The following is a 22770-nucleotide window of genomic DNA, read 5'->3' as shown; positions in this document are numbered from 1 at the left end:
AAACAAGGGAAGAATTTATAGAAGTGCTGGGACCGAAGGTGAGCGGACTGGTCCATCTGGATGAGGCAAGCAGTGGCCAGAACCTGGACTTCTTTGTGCTCTTTTCTTCCATATCGGGTAGCCTGGGCAATCCGGGACAGGCTGATTATGCGACCGCTAATGCCTTTATGGATGCATACGCCGAATACCGGAACGCACTGGTAGGGGCCAAGCAACGGCGGGGACAGACGTTATCTATCCGCTGGCCGCTGTGGAAAGAGGGCGGAATGCGGATCGATGCGGATTCGGAACAGATCATGACGCAAAACATGGGTATTACAGCCATGCAGACCTGGTCGGGAATGAGGGCGTTGTACCAAAGCTTGGCCTCCGGCAAGGAGCAGGTGATGGTCATGGAAGGGGAACCCGAGAAGATCGAGACCTACCTGACGAAAGCCTTCTCACAGGCCGGTGTCCGTGCCATCCAGGCAGCTGTACCTAACCAGGCAAGCGTACCTATGCTGGATGCAGGCTTGCTCTACGACAAAATCTTGCATTGTCTCAAGGTGCTGTTTGGAGAGGTGACTCGGCTGAGCGTCAGCAGCATTGAAACCAATGAACCGCTGGAAACCTATGGAATCGACTCGATCATGATTACCCAGCTCAATGCCAAGCTGGCGGGCTTCTTTGGAGAACTGTCCCAGACGCTGTTTTATGAGTACCAAACCTTGCGTGCTTTGACGGAATATTTTGTGGCGGAATACCCACAGGAGTGTATGCAGTGGGCCGGGATGAGCCATGACATGCAGCCTGTAGAGGAAATACTTGCGGCACCGCTGTACGCCGAGGAAGAGGCCGTGCCGGCTGAGACAAAGGCGGCAGCGAAGCCTGTCCGAAGCTTGGCCGGGTCTGCTCCTGCGGAAATGCGTGAACCAATAGCGATCATTGGGATGGCTGGAAAGTATCCCTGGTCCAGGGACATGAACGAATATTGGGAAAATCTAAAAGCAGGGAAGGACTGTGTCACCGAAATCCCGCGTGAGCGCTGGACGATGGAAGGATTCTTCCATCCTGATCCACAGGAAGCGGTGGTGAATGCAAAAAGCTACAGCAAATGGGGGAGCTTTATCGAAGGATTTGCAGAATTCGATCCGCTGTTTTTCAATATTTCGCCACGGGAAGCACTCGGTATGGACCCGCAGGAAAGGCTGTTCATTGAAGCCTGCTGGGAAGCACTGGAGGACGCGGGCTATACTCGGGAGCAGCTTGCGGTGCGGCATAACCGCCAGGTAGGCGTATTTGCCGGAATTACTAAGACGGGCTACGAGCTCTATGGGCCGGAATTATGGAAGAAGGGAGCGCAAATATTTCCCCAAATATCCTTTAGTTCGGTAGCAAATAGGATTTCGTACCTCTTTAATTTGCAAGGGCCAAGCATGCCGATCGATACGATGTGTTCGTCCTCGTTGACTGCGATTCATGAAGCCTGTGAGCATCTGTACCGCGGAGAATGCGAAATGGCTATTGCAGGCGGAGTAAATCTGTATCTCCATCCGCTCAGCTATGTCGGACTTTGCGCCAACCACATGCTGTCGATAGATGGGCAGTGCAAGAGCTTCGGCAAAGGAGGCAATGGATTTGTCCCTGGAGAAGGCGCGGGGGTCGTCCTATTAAAGCCGCTGTCCAAGGCGATCGCTGATGGGGACCTCATCCATGCGGTGATCCGGGGGACAAGCATCAACCATGGAGGTAAGACCAACGGCTATACGGTGCCGAACCCGACAGCCCAAGGGGAACTGATTCGGACGGCATTGGAGCGAGCGGGGGTCCACGCGCGGACGGTCAGCTATATTGAAGCTCACGGGACAGGCACGGAGCTGGGAGACCCGATAGAAGTGACGGGTCTGACCCAGGCATTCAGGAAGGATACGCCGGATACGGGATTCTGCGCCATAGGCTCTGTGAAGTCCAACATCGGACATCTGGAGGCGGCAGCGGGCATCGCCGGGGTTGGGAAAATCATCTTGCAGATGAAAAACCGGACGCTGGTTCCCAGCCTGCATGCCCAAGAATTGAATCCGAACATCCATTTCGGCCAGACGCCGTTCGTCGTCCAGCAGGAGCTGGGGGAATGGAAGCGGCCGGTGGTTGAGATCAATGGAGAGACGCGGGAATACCCGAGGATTGCCGGGATTTCATCGTTTGGAGCGGGAGGCTCCAATGCACATGTCATCATCGAAGAGTACATTGCAGAAGAGAAGGTGCCAATGAGCGTTACGGCTCAAAAGCCTGCGATCATCGTATTGTCGGCCAAAAATGAAGAGCGACTGAAAAAGCAGGCCGAGAGATTGCTAGCCGTTACGCGGGAAGGACAGCTCAGCGAAAGCAGTCTGGCCAATGTGGCATACACGCTGCAGGTGGGACGCGAGGCCATGGAAGAGCGCCTGGCAGTGATTGCAGGGTCTATGCAGGAGCTGGTGGACAAGCTGGAAGGATTCCTGGAAGGACGGGACGGAATCCCTGAGTTGTACCGGGGCCAGGTCAAACGGAATAAGGAGGCGCTGACGGCGCTGGTAGAAGATGAAGACATGGAGAAAATGATTGCTGCCTGGATAGGGAAAAGGAAATATTCGAAGGTTGTTAATCTCTGGGTCAAGGGACTGGCAATGGATTGGAACATGCTTTATGGGGATGCCAAGCCGCGGCGAATCAGCCTGCCGGCCTATCCTTTTGCGAGAGAGCGGTACTGGATCACGGATATTAAAACTAAATTGGCTTCCATTGAATCTGCAGATGCTGTAAAGCCAACAGATTCGTTCATTGCCCAAAAGACACTTGCCAAAACGGCAAATGTTTCGGAAATGAATAAGGAAGACATCGATGCTTCAAATCCCGAAGCTATTCCTTCGTATATCCAAAACATCCAGAGTCATATTTCTGCCAGTGTAAAAATAAAGAAGATGCCAGATCTTTCTTACCTAGCGGCTGCATACGAGACAATGTCCTCGACTACAGTCGACAGCAAAGCTTATTCGGAACAGGACGGAGCGACACGAGGGACTGAACGGGAATGGAGGCTTACAGATGAAGGAAATGAATGATATCTTATGCAGGCTGTTATGGAGCCATTTGCGCTTGATGGGATTATGTCCATATGCGCAAATGGAAAAGAAAGCTATGATCGCAGATTTTAAAACAAAAACCTCCTTACTGAATTTATACGATCGTTGGCTTGAAGAAAGCATAGAGATTTTGGTACGGAATCAGTATTTGTACTGCAATGGAGATTCATATAGCGTAGCGGGTACCGCTTCGGTCGATCTGCAGGCTGTATGGAAGGAGTGGGAATGGAAGAAAGGGGCATGGCTGAAAAATCCGGATCTCTCAGCCTGGGTATTTTTGGTAGAATCAACCTTGCGCAAACTGCCGGAAATTTTAACCGGGAAAATACCAGCCACCGATATCATTTTTCCTAATTCCTCTATGAAACTGGTAGAAGGTATATATAAGAACAGTCCTGCAGCGGATTACTTTAATGAAGTGTTGGGAGATATCGTAGTTTCCTATCTGAATGAGCGGATTAAGCATAACCCGTCGGTACCGATTCGAATCATTGAAATTGGCGCAGGCACTGGAGGTACTAGCGCTTTGGTCTTCCAGAAGCTCGAACCTTATCGGAAACATATTCAAGAATATTGCTATACCGACAAATCCAGAGCATTTTTATTACATGCACAAAAAGAGTACGGTCCGCAAAACCCTTACCTGACTTATCAGATTTTTAATGTGGAAGAGTCGGCTCAGGGACAAGATATCGATACAGGTGGATATGATATTGCGATTGCCACCAATGTATTGCATGCCACTCGGAACATTCGCCAAACGTTACGCAATGTCAAAGCAGCGCTGCGAGAAAACGGTCTGATTCTTATAAATGAAATCAGCGGTAACTCTCTGTTAAACCATCTATCCTTTGGCCTTTTAGAGGGATGGTGGCTTTATAATGATCCGGAGCTGCGCATTCCAGGCTCTCCCGGGTTATATCCCGAAAGTTGGCGAAAGGTATTGGAAAAGGAGGGTTTCCGGTCCGTTTTCTTCCCTGCTCAGGAAGCGCATGATATAGGTCAACAAATTATTGTGGCGGAAAGCGATGGTCTGATTCGGAACAAACAGGAGCCTGAACACGACAAATCTCAAATGAAACAGCGTGACGAAGGAATTCGATCAGATATTGATGTAACAAGCGAGATGGCTGAAGAGTATGTCCAGGAGCTTATCGTAGGGAAGCTGGTAGAGGCTTTGAATGTGGACTTTACTATGATTGATATTCATGAGTCTTTCGCAGATTATGGCCTGGACTCCATTCTTGGCGTCAACTTTGTGCAGGCTGTCAATCAGGGGCTGGGGATTCATTTGCAAACCACCGACATCTTCGATTACAGTTCGGTAAAACAACTGACGCTATACATTTTAAGCCAATATGGAGATAAAGTTTCACAAGTCTTGGACCAGAGCGCTAATCCAATAGACAACATGGAAGATGCAAGTCGCGACATCCAAAAACTTAAAGACACGGATTATACGATTCATCCTGTTGAAACGGCAAGTATATCCTTTGAGCCGGACAGACCCAATAAGAAGGATAAAGAGAGAGCTTTAACACCAAGGGAGCCCATTGCGATTATTGGAATGAGCGGGCGGTTTGCTGGATCAGATAATGTATATGAGCTTTGGAATCACCTTAAGAACGGTGACGATTTAGTGGAAGAGGTAACCCGATGGGATCTTTCGAAATACCAGGAAAAACATGCAAGCTATTGCAATCACGGCAGTTTTTTGGGGGATATTGATAAGTTTGATCCGCTTTTTTTCAATATCTCGGGACTGGAAGCGACCTATATGGATCCGCAGCAGCGATTGTTTCTGGAGGAAGCGTGGCATGCTCTGGAGGATGCTGGCTATGCAGGTACAGGGATGGAGGGTCGCCGCTGTGGAGTGTATGTGGGTTGTGCCGAGGGAGATTACCAACAATTGCTGGGTGAAGACCTGCCTCCACAAGCGCTTTGGGGTCATATGGGTTCCGTGATTCCCGCTAGAATATCCTACTACTTGAATCTTCACGGACCAGCAATAGCTGTAGATACAGCTTGTTCCAGTTCGTTAGTTGCAGTTCATCTGGCTTGCCAAAGCTTATGGACCGGAGAAACGGATATGGCTTTAGCGGGTGGTGTCTATATTCATACGACCCCTCGCTGCTATTTGTATGGTGACAGGGCAGGGATGCTGTCTCGCTCGGGACGCTGCTATACCTTTGATGACAGGGCAGATGGAATGGTTCCGGGAGAGGCGCTTGGCGCGATTGTGCTCAAGCGACTTCATGAAGCTGTTGCTGATGGAGACCACATCTATGGAGTGATTTCAGGCTCAGCGATCAACCAGGACGGCACCACGAATGGACTTACTGCGCCAAGCCAGAAATCTCAGGAGCGACTCGAGCAAAATGTATATGATACATTTCATATCCACCCAGAGCAAATCCAGATGGTGGAAGCACATGGAACTGGCACCAAATTGGGAGATCCCATTGAATATCAGGCACTGACTCGAACCTTTAGAAAGTATACCGACAAGAAGGAATATTGCGCCATTGGGTCCATTAAGACGAATATTGGCCATACGCAAATTGCGGCAGGAATTACGGGAATGATCAAACTTTTATTGTCATTAAAGAATAAGCAAATTCCTCCTACACTTCATTTCCGGTCGGGCAATTCAAATATTCAGTTTGCGGATAGTCCTTTTTATGTCAATACGCATCTGCAGGACTGGGAGGTTGAGCCTGGAGCCAGACGCTGTGCTGCGGTCAGCTCCTTTGGTGCCAGCGGTACGAATGCTCATATGGTTATAGAAGAGGCTCCACAGACGGAACGGAGACATTCCGAAAAGCCTGGTTATTTCATTCCACTGTCGGCACGGACTTCAAAACAATTGCGCCAGCAGGTAGAGCAACTGCTTGCCTATTGCGAACAGGAGCCTAAGGCGGATTGCGGTAATATGAGTTATACATTATTGCTTGGGAGAAAGCACTGTAATCATCGTCTTGCCTGTGTTGCCCGTAATCAAGGCGAGCTTGCCATGTCCCTTAAAAAGTGGCTGGAAAAAGGCAGTGCTTCTCAAGTTTATCATTCTGAACTGCACGAAAAAGATCAACGCATACAAACATCTTTGAAAAGATACGGGGATGAATGTATTTACAATTGTCAAAACGCAAGCGATACCCGCGAGTATTTGGAGCTTTTGACTACGATTGCAGATCTGTATGTTCAGGGATATTCGTTAGACTTTGAGTGCTTGTTTTCAAATGAACAGTACTCTAGGATTCCGTTGCCAACTTATCCTTTTGCAAAAGAGCAGTATTGGGCGCCTAGGAGTGAGGACGAAATTACAGGCGGCAGAGCGGCAGAGCGTGAACCAAAATTAACGGTCGCCAGAGCTGCGGAAGCGCCTGCCGTTACGAGTAGTCGTACACTGCTATTTGAGCCTACATGGAAAAATCAGGATGTACCGCTGGAAGCCGAAGTCCCTGCCTATGATCGGCGAATGGTCTTGCTTTGTGAACCAGACGAAGCTTTGCACGAGCGACTTGAAGCGAGTTTGAACGGAGCTGTGCAGGTGCTTGCCTTTCGATCCGGGAAGAGCCGGATTGATGAACGGTTCCAGGCCTATGCTATTCAGGCCTTTGAGAGCATTCAAAGCATACTCAAAGACAAGCCTGAGGGGAGGGTGCTGGTCCAAATTGTGGTGCGGAACGCCGGGGAAGGACGGCTCTTTTCGGGACTTTCGGGACTGTTGAAGACAGCCCGTCTGGAAAACCCGAAATTCATCGGGCAGCTGATCGAAGTGGAACAGGGAGAACAGGCGGAAGGCATCCTGGCGAAGCTGGAGGATAACAGCCGTAGCCCGATGGATGGCTGGATTCGCTATGAGAACGGACAACGGACAATCGCTTGCTGGAGCAGGCTTGAAACATCTGGGCAAGAAGAGGGGCTTCCATGGAGAGACGGTGGGGTCTATCTGATCACCGGCGGCTCCGGCAGTCTGGGGCTACTGATTGCAGAAGAGATTTCCCGGCAGACGCAAGCAGCGACCTTCATTTTGACGGGCCGGTCGCCGCTGGACCGAGACAAGCAGACGAGGCTACAGGAGCTGGAGTCTTCAGGCGCCAGCGTGGTGTACAGGCAAGCCGATATCACCCATAGAAACACCGTTATCGATTTATTGGACAGCATTCAGCAGGAATTTGGACGTGTCCATGGGATCATCCACTGCGCAGGGGTGATTCACGATAATTTTATCATTAAAAAAACTAGTGAAGAATTTATGGAGGTGCTGGGACCGAAGGTAAGCGGACTGGTCCATCTGGATGAGGCAAGCAGTGGTCAGAACCTGGACTTCTTTGTGCTCTTTTCTTCCATATCGGGCAGCCTAGGCAATCCGGGACAGGCTGACTATTCGACCGCCAATGCCTTTATGGACGCATACGCCGAATACCGGAATGCCCTGGTAGGGGCCAAGCAACGGCGGGGACAGACGTTATCCATCCGCTGGCCGCTATGGAAAGAGGGCGGAATGCGGATCGATGCGGACACGGAACAGATCATGACGCAAAACATGGGTATTACAGCCATGCAGACCTGGTCGGGAATGAGAGCGTTGTACCAAAGCTTGGCCTCTGGCAAGAAGCAGGTGATGGTCATGGAAGGAGAACCTGAGAAAATTGAGGCTTACCTGGCAAAAGCCGTTTCACAGCCCGATGTCCATGCTATCCAGGCAGCTGTCCCTAACCAGGCAACTGCACCTAAGCTGGATTCGAACTTGCTCTACGATAAAACCTTATATCTACTCAAGGTGCTATTGGGAGAGGTGACTCGGCTGAGCGTCAGCAGCATCGAAGCCCATGAGCCGCTGGAGAGGTATGGAATCGACTCGATCATGATTACCCAGCTCAATGCCAAGCTGGCGGGCTTCTTTGGAGAGCTGTCCCAGACGCTGTTTTATGAGTACCAGACCTTGCGCGCCTTGACGGAATATTTTGTAGCGGAATACCCGCAGGAGTGCATGCAGTGGACCGGGATGAGCCATGACATACAGCCTGTGGAGGAAATACTTGCGGCACCGTTGTGCGCCGAGGAAGAAGCCGTGCCGGCTGCGGTAAAGGCGGAAGCGAAGCCTGTCCGAAGCTTGGCTGGGTCTGCCCCTGCGGAAATGCGTGAGCCGATAGCGATCATTGGGATGGCTGGAAAGTATCCCTGGTCCAGGGACATGAACGAATATTGGGAAAATCTAAAAGCAGGGAAGGACTGTGTGACCGAAATCCCAAGTGAGCGTTGGACGCTGGAAGGGTTCTTTCATCCTGATTCACAGGAAGCGGTAGCGAATGGAAAAAGCTACAGCAAGTGGGGGGGCTTTATCGAAGGATTTGCGGATTTCGATCCGCGCTTTTTCAATATTGCGCCACGGGAAGCACTCGGTATGGACCCGCAGGAAAGGCTGTTCATTGAAGCCTGCTGGGAAGCGTTGGAGGACGCGGGCTACACCCGGGAACAGCTTGCGGTGCGGCATAACAGCCGGGTAGGCGTATTTGCCGGAATTACCAAAACGGGCTTTGATCTATACGGACTTGATTTATGGAGAAAAGGAACACAAATATACCCTCACACATCCTTTAGTTCAGTGGCCAACAGGATTTCGTACCTCTTTAATTTGCAAGGGCCAAGCATGCCGATCGATACGATGTGTTCGTCCTCGTTGACCGCGATTCATGAAGCCTGTGAGCATCTGTATCGTGGAGAATGCGAAATGGCTATTGCAGGCGGAGTAAATCTGTATCTCCATCCGCTCAGCTATGTCGGACTTTGCGCCAACCACATGCTGTCAGCAGACGGGCAGTGCAAGAGCTTCGGCAAAGGAGGCAATGGATTTGTCCCTGGAGAAGGCGCGGGGGTCGTCCTATTAAAGCCGCTGTCCAAGGCGATCGCTGATGGGGACCTCATCCATGCGGTGATTCGGGGGACGAGCATCAACCATGGAGGCAAGACCAACGGCTATACGGTGCCGAATCCGACAGCCCAAGGGGAACTCATCCGGGCGGCATTGGAGCGAGCGGGGGTCCATGCGCGGACGGTCAGCTATATTGAAGCCCACGGGACAGGCACGGAGCTGGGAGACCCGATTGAAGTGACGGGTCTGACCCAGGCATTCAGGAAGGATACGCCGGATACGGGATTCTGCGCCATAGGCTCTGTGAAGTCCAACATCGGACATCTGGAGGCGGCAGCGGGCATCGCCGGGGTTGGGAAAATCATCTTGCAGATGAAAAACCAGACGCTGGTTCCCAGCCTGCATGCCCAAGAATTGAATCCGAATATCCATTTCGGTCAGACGCCGTTCGTCGTCCAGCAGGAGCTGGGGGAATGGAAGCGGCCGGTGGTTGAGATCGATGGAGAGACGCGGGAATATCCGAGGATTGCCGGGATTTCATCGTTTGGAGCAGGAGGCTCCAATGCACATGTCATCATCGAAGAGTACATTGCAGAAGAGAAGGTGCCGATGAGCGTTACGGCTCAAAAGCCTGCGATCATCGTATTGTCGGCCAAAAATGAAGAACGACTGAAAAAGCAGGCTGAGAGATTGCTAGCTGTTATGCGGGAAGGAAAGCTAAGCGAAAGCAGTCTGGCCGATGTGGCATACACGCTCCAGGTGGGACGCGAAGCCATGGAAGAGCGCCTGGCAGTGATTGCAGGGTCTATGCAGGAGCTGGTGGACAAGCTGGAAGGATTCCTGGAAGGACGGGACGGAATCCCTGAGTTGTACCGGGGCCAGGTCAAACGGAATAAGGAGGCGCTGACGGCGCTGGTAGAAGATGAAGACATGGAGAAAATGATTGCTGCCTGGATAGGGAAAAGGAAATATTCGAAGGTTGTTGATCTCTGGGTCAAGGGACTGGCAATGGATTGGAACATGCTTTATGGGGACGCCAAGCCGCGACGAATTAGCCTGCCGGCCTATCCTTTTGCGAGGGAGCGGTACTGGATCACGGATATTATGAGTCCATCTGTAGAAAGAGTCTCTTCTGTAGAAAGAGCTGTTACGGAAGCTCAGGAAAAGGCAATTCCCGTCCAGACTCATGCGATGCAGCCAACAGCCCTAATACAACCCGGTTTTTTGAATAGTTCTGAAAAACCAAGCGGCATATCCTTACCGAATTTGTTGGACCATCAGCCGCACCTAAGCAAGTCTGCCAACCAGGAGGGGACAACGATCATGTTAACTTCACTGGAGGAGACATCGCACACATTAGAGGATGAGAAGAAGACGGAAGCGCTGTCGTCTATTCCTTCTGCAATATCGGCGGAAATATTGCAGGAGGAGCTGACAACAAGCCTGGCGCAGGCTTTATATATAGATCGGAGCGATATCGATTCGGTTAGAAACTTTGTTGATCTTGGATTGGATTCCATTATAGGCGTAGAGTGGGTTCGTAGCATTAATAAGCATTACAATACAGCCATAACAGCGACAAAAGTCTATGATTATCCAACCATCCGGGATTTTAGCAAATTTGTAGAGATGGAATTGTTGAGCAAATCAATTGCGCCATTCTCTGCCCAGTCTATTTCGGATCATTCTCCAGCAGAGTATTCACTGTCATCCGTTGCATTAGAGCCGGAGAAATCGGCAGAGGCTTCCATTCAGGTGAATTTGATGCCGATTTCGTTTGAAAAGCAGGCGCAGGCCAGCATGGCTGAGTGCAGCGACTCTGCAGAGCTGTTACAGGAAGAACTGACGGTGAGCCTGGCTGAGGCTTTGTATATGGAACGGAGCGAGATTGAGGCGGATAAAAACTTTATAGATACCGGACTAGATTCCATTATAGGCGTAGAGTGGGTTCGAAACATTAATAAACGATATGGTACATCTATAGCAGCGACCAAGGTCTACGACTATCCGACCATTCGCCAATTCGCTGCATATTTGGCACAAGAAATCAATAAGCGTGGAGGAAGCTCCAATCAACAGTCCTTGAGCACAGTCCCGGACACGGATAAGCCTATTGCGAAAGTCCATTCGAAGGGACCTGACACGCTGCAATGTTCCCCAAGGCTATCGTCTAAGGAGGATTCCGAGCCATTCCACCTGGTAAAGGTAGCAGAAGATTCATCGCCTATGCCTTCGGAAAATAAAGAAGTAATTGCAATTGTCGGGATTTCGGGAAGATATCCTGGTGCGGAAGATGTGCAGCAATATTGGGATAATCTCGCTCTAGGCAAAAATTCCATTATTGAAATCCCGAAGGACCGTTGGGATGTAAGCCAATATTACGATCCTCGTCCAGCGCAAGAGGGGAAAATCAATTGCAAGTGGCTGGGTGTTTTAGAGGATATGGAATATTTTGATCCGTTATTTTTCAATATTTCTCCTACCGAGGCGGAAGGGATGGATCCCCAGCAGCGCATTTTTATGCAGGAAGCATATAAGGCAATTGAGGATGCAGGCTATAGTGGCTCACAGTTGGGAAATAAAAAATGCGGGGTTTACCTTGGAATTTTAAATAATGAATATAGTATGCTGCGGTACAAGCATCAAGCGCAGTTCACCAATACTACTGGGAACAGTAACGCTATTGCAGCGGCTCGTATCTCTTATTTCCTCAATCTGAAAGGTCCGGCCATATCCGTAGATACGGCATGCTCCTCATCGCTGGTGGCAACCCATCTGGCCTGCCAGGCGTTATCTAACGGAGAGATAGAAATGGCGTTGGTTGGCGGGGTGTCGCTATATCTGACTCCTGAATCGTATGTAGGCATGTCTGCATCCGGAATGTTGTCGCCAGATGGCCGGTGTAAAACGTTTGACAATAGCGCCAACGGCTTTGTTCCAGGGGAAGGAGTAGGGGCGCTGGTTCTGAAGCGGCTGAAGGATGCTGAAGCTGATCGGGATCATATATACGGAGTTATTATTGGGTCCGGAATCAATCAAGATGGAAAAACCAACGGGATTACCGCTCCAAGCACAAACAGCCAAATTGAGCTGGAGCGGGAAATATACAACAAATATCAGATTGAGCCTGAAAGCATTAGCTATGTTGAAATGCATGGGACAGGAACCAAGCTGGGCGACCCTATTGAATTGGAAGCTTTATCAACCGCCTTTAAAGAGAAAACCGATCAGAAGAACTACTGTGCCATAGGTTCGGTAAAAAGCAATATCGGGCATACTTCTGCAGCAGCGGGCATAGCAAGCGTGCAAAAGGTGTTGCTATGCATGAAGCATAGAAAACTAGTACCGACACTGAATTTCAAGAACCCGAATGAGCATTTTGATTTTGATAACTCTCCTTTTTATGTAAATACAGAATTGAACGCCTGGGAACCTTCCCGCGGGAACAAAAGGCGCGCCGCTGTGAGCTCTTTCGGATTTAGCGGTACGAACGCCCATCTCATTATTGAAGAATATCGTCCCGGGACTGGAACATCTGCGACATCACCAGCAGCCGCCGATATCCATAATCCCGTTCTCTTCGTTTTGTCTGCCAAAGGTGAAAAGCAACTAAAAACGTATGCCGAAAGAATGAGGAGCTTTATTGCATCCCGGGAAAATCTTAACCTCTCGGATATGGGGTATACGCTGCAAGTGAGCCGCGAGCCGATGGATTACCGGCTGGCTTTTGTGGCAGATTCAAAAGAGGCATTGCTAAAAGCGCTCGAAGGATTTGCGAATCATGATCTGCTTGCTGGCGTCCTAACGGCGCAGGTGAAAAAGAGCAAAGACGGGATTGTGATGTTTGAGGCGGATGAAGATGCCAAATCGTTGCTTGAAACCTGGATCAAGAAGAGAAAACTGAAAAAAATAGCGGAGTTGTGGGTAAAGGGGCTAACTATTGACTGGAACAAGCTGTATGGGGACATCAAACCTTACCGGATCAGTCTACCGACCTATCCTTTTGCGAGAGAACGCTGCTGGGCGCCTGAGCTTGACAGCAAGGCAGGCAAAGGCATGACTTCTGTCACTGCTGCTTCGCTCCATCCTTTACTGCATCGAAACACCTCCGATTTCTCGGAGCAGCGGTTCAGTTCGACTTTTACAGGCCAGGAGTTTTTCCTGAAGGATCATGTGGTGAATGGACGCAAGGTTCTATCCGGGGCTGCTTGTCTTGAAATGGTCCGGGCGGCCGTGGATCAGGCAACAGGATCTGATGAGGGCGGGCCAACCGGAATTTGCCTTAAAAGCGTGGTTTGGGCACGGCCTATTATCGTAGAAGATGGGCCACTACAGCTACACATCGGACTTTTCCTGGATGATCATCAAGAGATTTCCTATGAAATATATGGGGAGAGCGCAGAAGCTGATGCAGGGATTGTGATATATAGCTACGGCAGTGCTACACGAAGATCGGCTGTGGAGGTCCCAACACTGAATATTAAAGACTTGCAGAATGTATGCAGTCGGAACTTCGACCCCACACAATTGTATGGAGTTTTCAGGGATATGGGAATGGATTATGGCCCTGGACATCAAGGGATTGAGATGGTGTATGCGGGAGAGGGTCAAGTGCTGGCTAAGTTATGCTTGCCGGCTTCCGTTTCTGACAACCAAAGCAAATTTGTCCTGCATCCAAGTATGATAGATTCGGCCTTGCAGGCAACCGTAGGCTTGACGCTGGGGTCTGGCGAGATCAAACCTTCTTTGCCTTACGCCATTCAAGAAGTTGAAATTATAAAAAATTGCAGCTCCATCATGTGGGCGCTGATTCGCTACAATGCAGACGGTCTAGCTGAGGAAAAGGCACAGAAGCTGGATATTGACCTGAGCGACGAAACTGGAGCCATCTGTGTCAGGATAAAAGGATATTCATCAAGAATTCTGAATAGGGACTTGATTTCCTCGGATGTTCAGTCAAATTCCAGTAACTTGATGCTTGAACCCGTATGGAAAGAGCAAGGGATTGCTCTAGGGGCTGAAATGCCCGTATATGATCGCCATGTCGTGTTACTCTGCCAGCCGTCCGAGATTTCCCGTGAACAAGTTGAAGCTCGGATGGACGGCGTGCAATGCATTGTACTGCAACCCGACCGAAACGGAATCGCGGAACAGTTCCAGCATTACGCCGTCCAGGTGGTTGAAGAGATTCAAAGCATTTTCAGGGAAAAACCCAATGGCAAGGTGCTGATCCAGATTGCCATAAGCGGACAGGAGGAGCAGCAGCTTTTCTCGGGACTTTCCGGTCTTTTAAAAACGGCCCGGCTTGAGCATTCAAAACTGGTAGGTCAGTTAATAGAACTGGGACAGGATGAGGACTGGGGAGCAATCATAGACATTTTAAAAGAAAACAGCCGTAGCCTCGAGGATATCCAGATTCGGTACGAGAAAGGCACACGGTGGGTTTCCTGCTGGAACGAAGTTCACATCTCTCAGGAAGCGGCGGGTAACCCGTGGAAGGATGGCGGAGTGTACCTGATTACTGGCGGTGCCGGTGGATTGGGACTCATTTTTGCCAAAGAGATTACGGATAAAGTCCATAAAGCCGTCTTGATTTTAACGGGGCGTTCCGCGCTGGATGAGGGCAAACGGGCTGAGATAAAGAAAATGGAGGCATTAGGGGCGCGAATAATATACAGACAGGTCGATGTGACTCAGGAGCAGGCGGTGACCGATTTAATCCAGGAAATTCAGGAGGAATTCGGAAACATCAATGGCATCATTCACAGTGCAGGAGTCATTCGTGACAACCGCATACTCCAAAAAAATAGCGAGGAAATGCTGGAGGTTCTCGCACCCAAAGTAATAGGGACAGTGAATCTGGATCAGGCAAGCAAGAATCTGCCGCTTGACTTCTTTGTTCTATTTTCGTCTGTAGCCGGAGGATTAGGTAATCAGGGACAGGCAGACTATTCTGCAGCTAATGCGTTTATGGATGCTTATGCCGGATACCGGAACACTCTGATAGCATCTAAGCAACGCCAGGGTCAAACGCTATCCATCAATTGGCCGCTATGGAAAGAGGGTGGGATGCGTATTGATGAGGAAACGGAGAAGCTGGTAAGGCAGCGTACAGGCATGAGTGGCATGTCAACCTCTTCCGGCGTTCAGGCCTTGTATCGTGGCATGATCGCGGGCGTTGATCAGGTTATGGTGATGGAAGGCAATCTCGCAAAAATGAAGAAAAGCATGGGTTTAATCACGACTCCAGAGATTAGGCAGCCTGAAAAGGTGACAGGAATTTCAGAAGCTTCCCCTAAAAGCAATGCCGTACCGGATCTGCTGGACAAGGTACAGGCCGCTATGATACAGGCCGTGTCAAAATTGCTGAAAGTCAAACTTGAAGATATTGATGAACATGTAGAACTGAGTGAGTATGGCTTCGATTCCATCCTGCTCACACAATTTACCAACAACATCAATCACTTATACCGACTTGAGCTGACGCCGGACATATTTTTTGAATACACAACGATTCATGACTTCACCAGGTATTTGGTGGACGAATATGATGCCGTGCTTGGCGAGCAGTTTGCCGTGCATGCCCGGATTGAGCCTGCTGTCCAGGCCGTGGAGGATGATAGGGAAGACAGTACCCACGTTAGACGGCAGCGTTTCCGGTTTGCAGGCGGGAATGTGTTGTCCATGCCGCAACAGACTCAGGCTGTTCCTGAACCTATTGCCATCGTGGGAATGAGCGGTGTATTTCCCATGGCTCGGGATGTGGATGAGTTTTGGAAAAATCTTGAGGAAGGCAGGGACTGTATCACTGAAATCCCTGAAGATCGCTGGGATTGGAAGACGTATTACGGTGACCCTGAGCAGGAGGCCAATAAAACAAACATCAAGTGGGGCGGGTTTATTGAGGGGATCTATGAGTTTGACCCGTTATTCTTTGGAATTTCACCACGGGAAGCCGCACTCATGGACCCGCAGCAGCGTCTGTTGATGACCTATATCTGGAAGGCGATTGAAGATGCAGGCATTCAGGCAGGGAGTCTGTCGGGAACCCGCACAGGAATCTTTGTAGGTACCGCGAACAGCGGCTACAGCGGTATGATCTATCAGGGAAATGTGGGTGTCGAGGCGTATTCCTCCAGCGGTATGGCACCGTCTGTTGGGCCCAATCGAATGAGCTATTTCCTTAATATTCATGGTCCGAGTGAGCCTATCGAAACGGCTTGCTCCAGTTCGCTGGTGGCCATTCACCGAGCCGTTAGAGCCATAGAGGATGGAAGCTGCGAGATGGCGATTGCAGGCGGTGTCAATGTGATTATCACTCCTGAACTCCATATCAGCTTCAACAAAGCAGGAATGCTGTGTGAGGACGGTCGGTGCAAAACCTTCTCCGATAAGGCCAATGGCTACGTGCGTGGTGAAGGGGCCGGCATGCTTTTCCTGAAAAAGCTGAAGGGTGCAGAGAAGGACGGAGACCATATTTATGGTGTAATTCGGGGTACTGCCGTCAATCACGGAGGCCGGGCCAATTCCCTGACAGCTCCTAATCCGAGGGCTCAGGCGGATGTGTTGGTAAATGCATATACAAAGGCCGGAATCGATCCAAGGACTGTCTCTTACATTGAGGCCCACGGGACAGGCACCGAGCTGGGCGATCCGATTGAAATTAACGGACTGAAAGCAGCTTTCAAAGAGCTTTATGAGAATACAGAGGGACCCGGGATCACAGAATCCCATTGCGGATTGGGCTCGGTGAAGACCAATATCGGACATCTGGAACTGGCTTCTGGAATCGCGGGTGTCATAAAAGTACTGCTTCAGTTAAAGCATAAAAAGCTGGTCAAAAGCCTTCATTGCGAGGCAATTAATCCCTATATAAAACTTGAAGGTAGTCCGTTCTATATCGTTCAGGAGGCGCGGGAGTGGAAGCCACAGCGGGATACTCAAGGGAAAAATATTCCTCGAAGAGCGGGTGTTAGCTCCTTTGGATTCGGGGGTGCCAATGCCCATTTGATAATCGAAGAATACATTCCTGGAAAGCAGGCGCAGAATTCTATTCCCCTTACCACCCCAAAATCGGCTATTGTGGTGCTGTCAGCCAAGAGTGAAGGACAACTGCTAGAGCAGGCGCAGCTATTACTAGCTGCAATCGGGGAGCATCCGTTCACAGACAGCAGTCTGGTAGATATAGCGTATACCCTTCAGGTGGGGCGCGAAGCAATGGAAGAACGTTTGGCTTTCGTTGTAGGCTCTCTCCGGGAGCTTGAAGAGAAATTGAAAGGATTTGTGGAAGGCCGGGATGGTATCCACGGCTTACACGTGGGACACGCCAAACGCCATAAAGAAGAAAATAGAGCTCGTGAAGACGGAGAGGGTGCAGGCACGACGATTGATGTTTTGGTTAGCGAAGGCAGCTATGGAAAAATCGCAGACCTTTGGGTAAAAGGAGTCGCAATTGACTGGGCCCTGTTGTACGGAGAGGCTAAACCAAACCGTATCAGTCTGCCAACCTATCCCTTTGCCAAAGAACGATATTGTATAACCGATATCAATAAACGGACGGGAGCAAGCGGTGTTGTGTTGGAACGGGAGACAGCAGTCGGCATTCATCCCTTACTTCAGCGTAATACGTCCGATATTTATGGACTGCAGTTCAGCTCCATTTTTACGGGGAAGGAATTTTTCCTGTCTGACCATGTGATAAGGGGGCAGAAGCTCTTGCCTGGAGTGGCCTACCTTGAAATGGCGCGGGCGGCAGTAGAGCAGGTTGCAGGATCTCCAGAAGATAAGTGGACGTCCATCCGGTTAAAAGATGTGGATTGGATCCGTCCAGTTGTGGTTGGGGAGGAGTCGGTTGATGTCAGTATTGGGCTCTATCCGCAAGATGGCGGGGAGATCGCCTATGAAATTTACAGCAAGTCTGGAGCAACGGACACCGAGCTGGTGGTGCATAGTGAAGGCAGGGCAGTAATTGTTCCGGTGGCAGAGGTCCCTGCTATAGATATTAAAACCTTGCTGGAGCAGTGCAGTCTGGGCTCCGTTTCATCCCGTCAGTGCTATGAGGCGTTTGCGGCGATGCAGATTTCCTATGGGCCGGGACATCAGGGAATTGAGAAAATATATATCGGAGTGGGTCAAGCGCTTGCCAAGTTGTCCTTGCCTTCTTCCGTTTACCATACGATGGAGCATTATGTGATGCACCCCAGTTTGATGGACTCCGCTCTTCAGGCGACGATAGGCTTGATTATGAGTGCAGGTGATCGAAAAGCTTCCATTAAGCCAGCTTTACCATTTGCATTGGAAGAGTTAGAGGTATTTAACAGATGCACATCAGAGATGTGGGCCTGGATTCGTAATAGTGAAGACAACAGGCAGGATGGCCCGCTGCAAAAGTTAGATATCGATTTGTGTGACGAGCAGGGGAATGTTTGTGTGAGGATGAAGGGATTTTTATCACGAGTTGCTGAAGGAGGAACAGGGGCACCAGAGGAATGGACTGCACCTGAGACTTTGATGCTTGAGCCTGTGTGGGAAGAACAAGCGATTGCTCTGGAAGGAACAGCACCTGACTATCAACAGCATCTGGTAATTCTATGTGAACCGGGATATATTTCCGGGGAAATTATTGAATCGCAGATGAACGGGGTGCAGTGCCTCATTCTCCAATCCGAAGAGAAGAGCATTGATGCACGGTTTAGGACTTATGCGACACAGGTGTTTGAGGCAATTCAACATATTCTTAAAACGGAATCCAAAGGCAAAACATTGGTTCAGCTTGTCGTTCCGGTGCAGGATCACCAACAGGTATTCTCGGGACTTTCCAGACTCTTAAAAACAGCATGGCTGGAGAATCCAGTACTGGTTGGCCAGCTGATAGAAATGGATGTGGAGCAGGATCCAGCAGGTATGATAAATATCCTGCAAGAAAACAGTCGCGGTTCTATAGAACCACATATCCGCTATCAATCAGGTAGACGGCATGTTGCCGTATGGACGGAAATTAAAGCCTCCGGGGAAGCGATCAGCATTCCGTGGAAAGACAGGGGAGTATATTTAATTACCGGCGGAACCGGAAGTCTCGGTTTGATTTTTGCCGAAGAAATTACACGACAGGCCAGGGATACCGCTTTAATTCTTGTCGGACGCTCCCCGCTTCGTGGTGACACCAAAGCAAGGATTGAGGAGATAGAGGCTTTAGGTGCAAGAGTAGTATTCCGACAAGCCGATGTCGCCGATAAAAGGGCCGTTGAAGTTTTGATTCGGGATATTCAGGAAGAGTTTGGGAAGCTGGACGGAATTGTGCACAGCGCAGGAATGGTTAGCGATAATTTCATTATTAAAAAAACACGGGAGGAATTGCAAAACGTTTTGGCACCAAAGGTTACGGGATTGGTGAATCTGGATCAGGCTTGCAAGGAAATCCCGCTGGACTTCTTCATCCTTTTTTCATCCGTTGCAGGGAGCCTTGGGAATATAGGACAGGCTGACTATGCTGCTGCCAATGCCTTTATGGACGCCTATGCCAAGTACCGTAGTACGCTGGTAGAGCGAGAACAACGCCAGGGGCGGACGATTTCAGTCAATTGGCCACTCTGGAAAGAAGGCGGAATGCGTATTGATGGGGAAACAGAAAAGATCATGGAAGGGATGGGGATGTTTGCAATGGAGACTGGTGCAGGAATTCGGGCTTTGTATCAGAGCCTGGCTTCCGAAAAGAATCAAGTCATGGTGTTGGAAGGGCATGCCAGTCAGCTAAGAGAAACGCTCCTGCAGCAACCGTCCCTGAATCAGGCTGGAGATGCCTCCTCTATGATAAGGGAAAGCGAGATGGGTTCGGTCATCGGACAAGACCTGCTTGCCGAAAAAGCGGCAAATTATTTAAAGCAATTACTCGCTACATCCATCAGGCTGCCGGCAAGGCAGATTGAAACCGATGCCCCTATGGAGAAGTATGGCATTGATTCCATTATGATTAAACAGCTAACCCGTGAGTTGGAGAAAACGTTTGGAACACTGCCCAAAACTTTATTTTTTGAATACCAGAATATCCGGGAATTGACCCAATATTTCCTTAAAGTCCACCAGAAGCAGCTGATTAAATTGCTTGGAATCGAGACAGAGGTCAACCCTGCGAAAGAATTCAAGCCTTCTACGATGGAAAACGACCCGGGAAGGTCACTTTCTGATAGTCGGAAGCAATCGCGTTTCATGCCAGTTCAGGCAAGTTTCCAACCGCAACCGAAAAGAGCAGGCGAATCAGAGGAAATTGCCATTATCGGTTTGTCGGGCATGTATCCCGATGCAGAAAACATACGGGAATTCTGGAACAATCTGCGCGATGGGAAGGATTGCATTACGGAAATTCCCAAAGATCGCTGGGATCACAGCATGCACTTTGACGAGGACAGGAACCAGTCCGGAAAAGCTTACAGCAAGTGGGGAGGCTTTATCAAAGGTGTGGATCAGTTTGACCCCATGTTTTTCAATATCTCTCCTAGAGAAGCACAGATAATCGATCCTCAGGAGCGTCTATTCCTGAAATGCGTCTATGAAACGATAGAGGATGCAGGCTATACCCGGGAAGCGCTTGGACTAGAGCAGGGCCTTGGGCAGGATAGGAATGTGGGTGTTTTTGTCGGGGTCATGTATGAAGAATACCAGCTTTATGGGGCACAGGAACAAGCTAGGGGCAGAATGATTGCCGTTCCTGGCAATCCGGCTTCCATCGCAAATCGGGTATCTTATTTCTGTAACTTCCACGGTCCGAGCATGGCTGTGGACACCATGTGTTCTTCTTCATTGACGACCATTCATCTGGCCTGCCAAAGCTTGCGACAAGGCGAGTGTGAGCTTGCCATTGCTGGCGGCGTCAATGTATCCATTCATCCGAACAAATACCTGATGCTTGGGCAAGGCAGGTTTGTATCGAGTAAAGGACGGTGCGAAAGCTTTGGACAAGGCGGAGATGGATATGTGCCAGGAGAAGGCGTAGGAGCCGTACTGCTCAAACCACTGTCCAAAGCTATTGCAGATGGCGACCATATATATGGGGTCGTAAAGGGGACCTCGGTGAATCATGGAGGGAAGACAAACGGATTCTCAGTTCCTAATCCGAATGCGCAGGCCAGTGTAATTGGAAGGGCCTTTAAGAAAGCAGGAATTAACCCCAGAACCATTAGTTACATCGAAGCGCATGGCACCGGGACATCCTTAGGTGACCCCATTGAAATCGCCGGATTGCAAAAAGTTTTCCAGGAATATACGGAGGATAAGCAATTTTGCGCAATCGGATCGGCAAAATCAAATATTGGGCATTGTGAGAGCGCGGCAGGGATCGCCGGAGTTACAAAGGTGCTCCTTCAGCTCAAATACGGACAAATCGTGCCTTCATTGCATTCAAAAACACTAAACCCGAATATCGATTTTAGCGATAGTCCTTTTATAGTTCAGCAGGAGCTGGGAGAGTGGAAAAGACCCGTCGTCACAATGAATGGGAAGACAGTTGAATACCCAAGAATCGCAGGTATTTCCTCATTTGGCGCCGGAGGCTCCAACGCACATGTGCTCATTGAGGAATATATCCCTGAGGAGCAGGAGACTAGACAAGTTACCATTCCACTGCAAAATCCGGCAATGATCGTGCTGTCGGCGAGGAATAAAGATCGACTGGATGAACAGGTGCAAAGACTGCTTGCTGAACTCAAAGCGCCGGAATACTCGCAAACCAGCCTGGAGGATATAGCATTTACTCTGCAGGTGGGACGGGAAGCCATGGAAGAACGGTTAGCAGTCATAGTTAAGTCTACCCGTGAGCTTACAGAAAAGCTGGAGAGTTTTTTAGCGGGGAATGAGGATATTGACGGGCTGTATTTGGGTCAGGCAAAGAAGAATAAAGACATCCTAGCTGTTCTTGAGGCAGACGAAGACATGGCAAAAATGGTGGATAGTTGGATAAGCAAGGGGAAGTATACAAAGCTGGCGGAGCTTTGGGTGAAGGGGCTACTCTTCGATTGGACTAGACTTTATGAGAATACCAGCCCTCGTCGGATTAGTCTGCCAACTTATCCATTTGCCAAGGAGAGCTATTGGATCTTCGCGCGTGGAGGCGAATCCCGGGACGTCGAGGCGGAAACTCCTGTAGTCGATGTGTCGGTACAAGAGTTCGTTTCCAGCCCTCCTGCAGTTAACCATAGCAACGATAATGTGCAGAGACAGACTTTGGCGAAAGTACCTGAAAAACCGCAGGGCATTTTGCTAAGCTCCGTTTCCAACATCCAGATGGTAGCAGATAAGCCAGAAAAGTCAGCTGTGCTGGCAGAATCCAAGCCTGCCCCGCCGCAACCTGAGGCCAAGCCTTCTTCGCCGCCGCCCATTGTTGCCAGGGATGAGGCAAAGCGGTCGACATATGCGCCAACGGCTGTACGGATAGAAACATTGGAGAAGGAACTGGTAGAAAGTCTTGCGAAATCCTTGAGTATGAATGAAATGGATATTGGCCGGGATGATCAATTTATTGATATGGGACTGGACTCCATTATAGGTGTAGAGTGGGTGCAGGCTGTGAATAAACGCTTTGGAACAGCTATTCCGGCAACCAGAGTGTACGACTATCCTAACATTAAAGAATTCTCCAAATTTTTGGCAAAGGAATTGAACAAGTCGGCGGGAGATACAAATCAGGCTCCTACAGAGCCGAAGCCTAAGCAGCCCATGCAAGTCTTGTTACAGAAAGTACTGCAGGGTGAGTTAGATTTTGAACAGGCCGACCAGTTATTCAACCAATTACACTCGTAG

Annotated in this window: 2 protein-coding genes (1 of these 2 running past the window's edge); both read left to right on the top strand. The window is 49.7% G+C overall.

Annotation, left to right across the window (positions count from 1 at the left end; translation table 11 throughout):
- On the top strand, positions 1–3080 hold the end of the coding sequence (locus ACUUJN_RS17230; protein WP_484668739.1) for an amino acid adenylation domain-containing protein. 8062 nt of this gene lie to the left of the window's left edge; only the last 3080 of its 11142 coding nucleotides appear in the window; its start codon lies off the left edge, out of view; its stop codon occupies positions 3078–3080.
- Positions 3064–22770 carry an SDR family NAD(P)-dependent oxidoreductase gene (locus tag ACUUJN_RS17225; RefSeq protein WP_484668738.1) on the top strand — a complete coding sequence of 6569 codons (19707 nt, stop codon included), beginning with the start codon at positions 3064–3066 and terminating at the stop codon, positions 22768–22770. Before ACUUJN_RS17230 ends, ACUUJN_RS17225 begins: the two co-directional genes overlap by 17 nt.

The organism is Paenibacillus sp. LRG-1, assembly GCF_057220305.1.
The sequence above is the reverse complement of the archived record's forward strand: the minus strand, read 5'-3'. Positions and strand labels throughout refer to the sequence as shown.

What these genes read in the sequence shown, in the direction of transcription:
- ACUUJN_RS17225 (WP_484668738.1), top strand. Translation starts at nt 3,064, where the DNA reads ATGAAGGAAATGAATGATATCTTATGCAGGCTGTTATGGAGCCATTTG.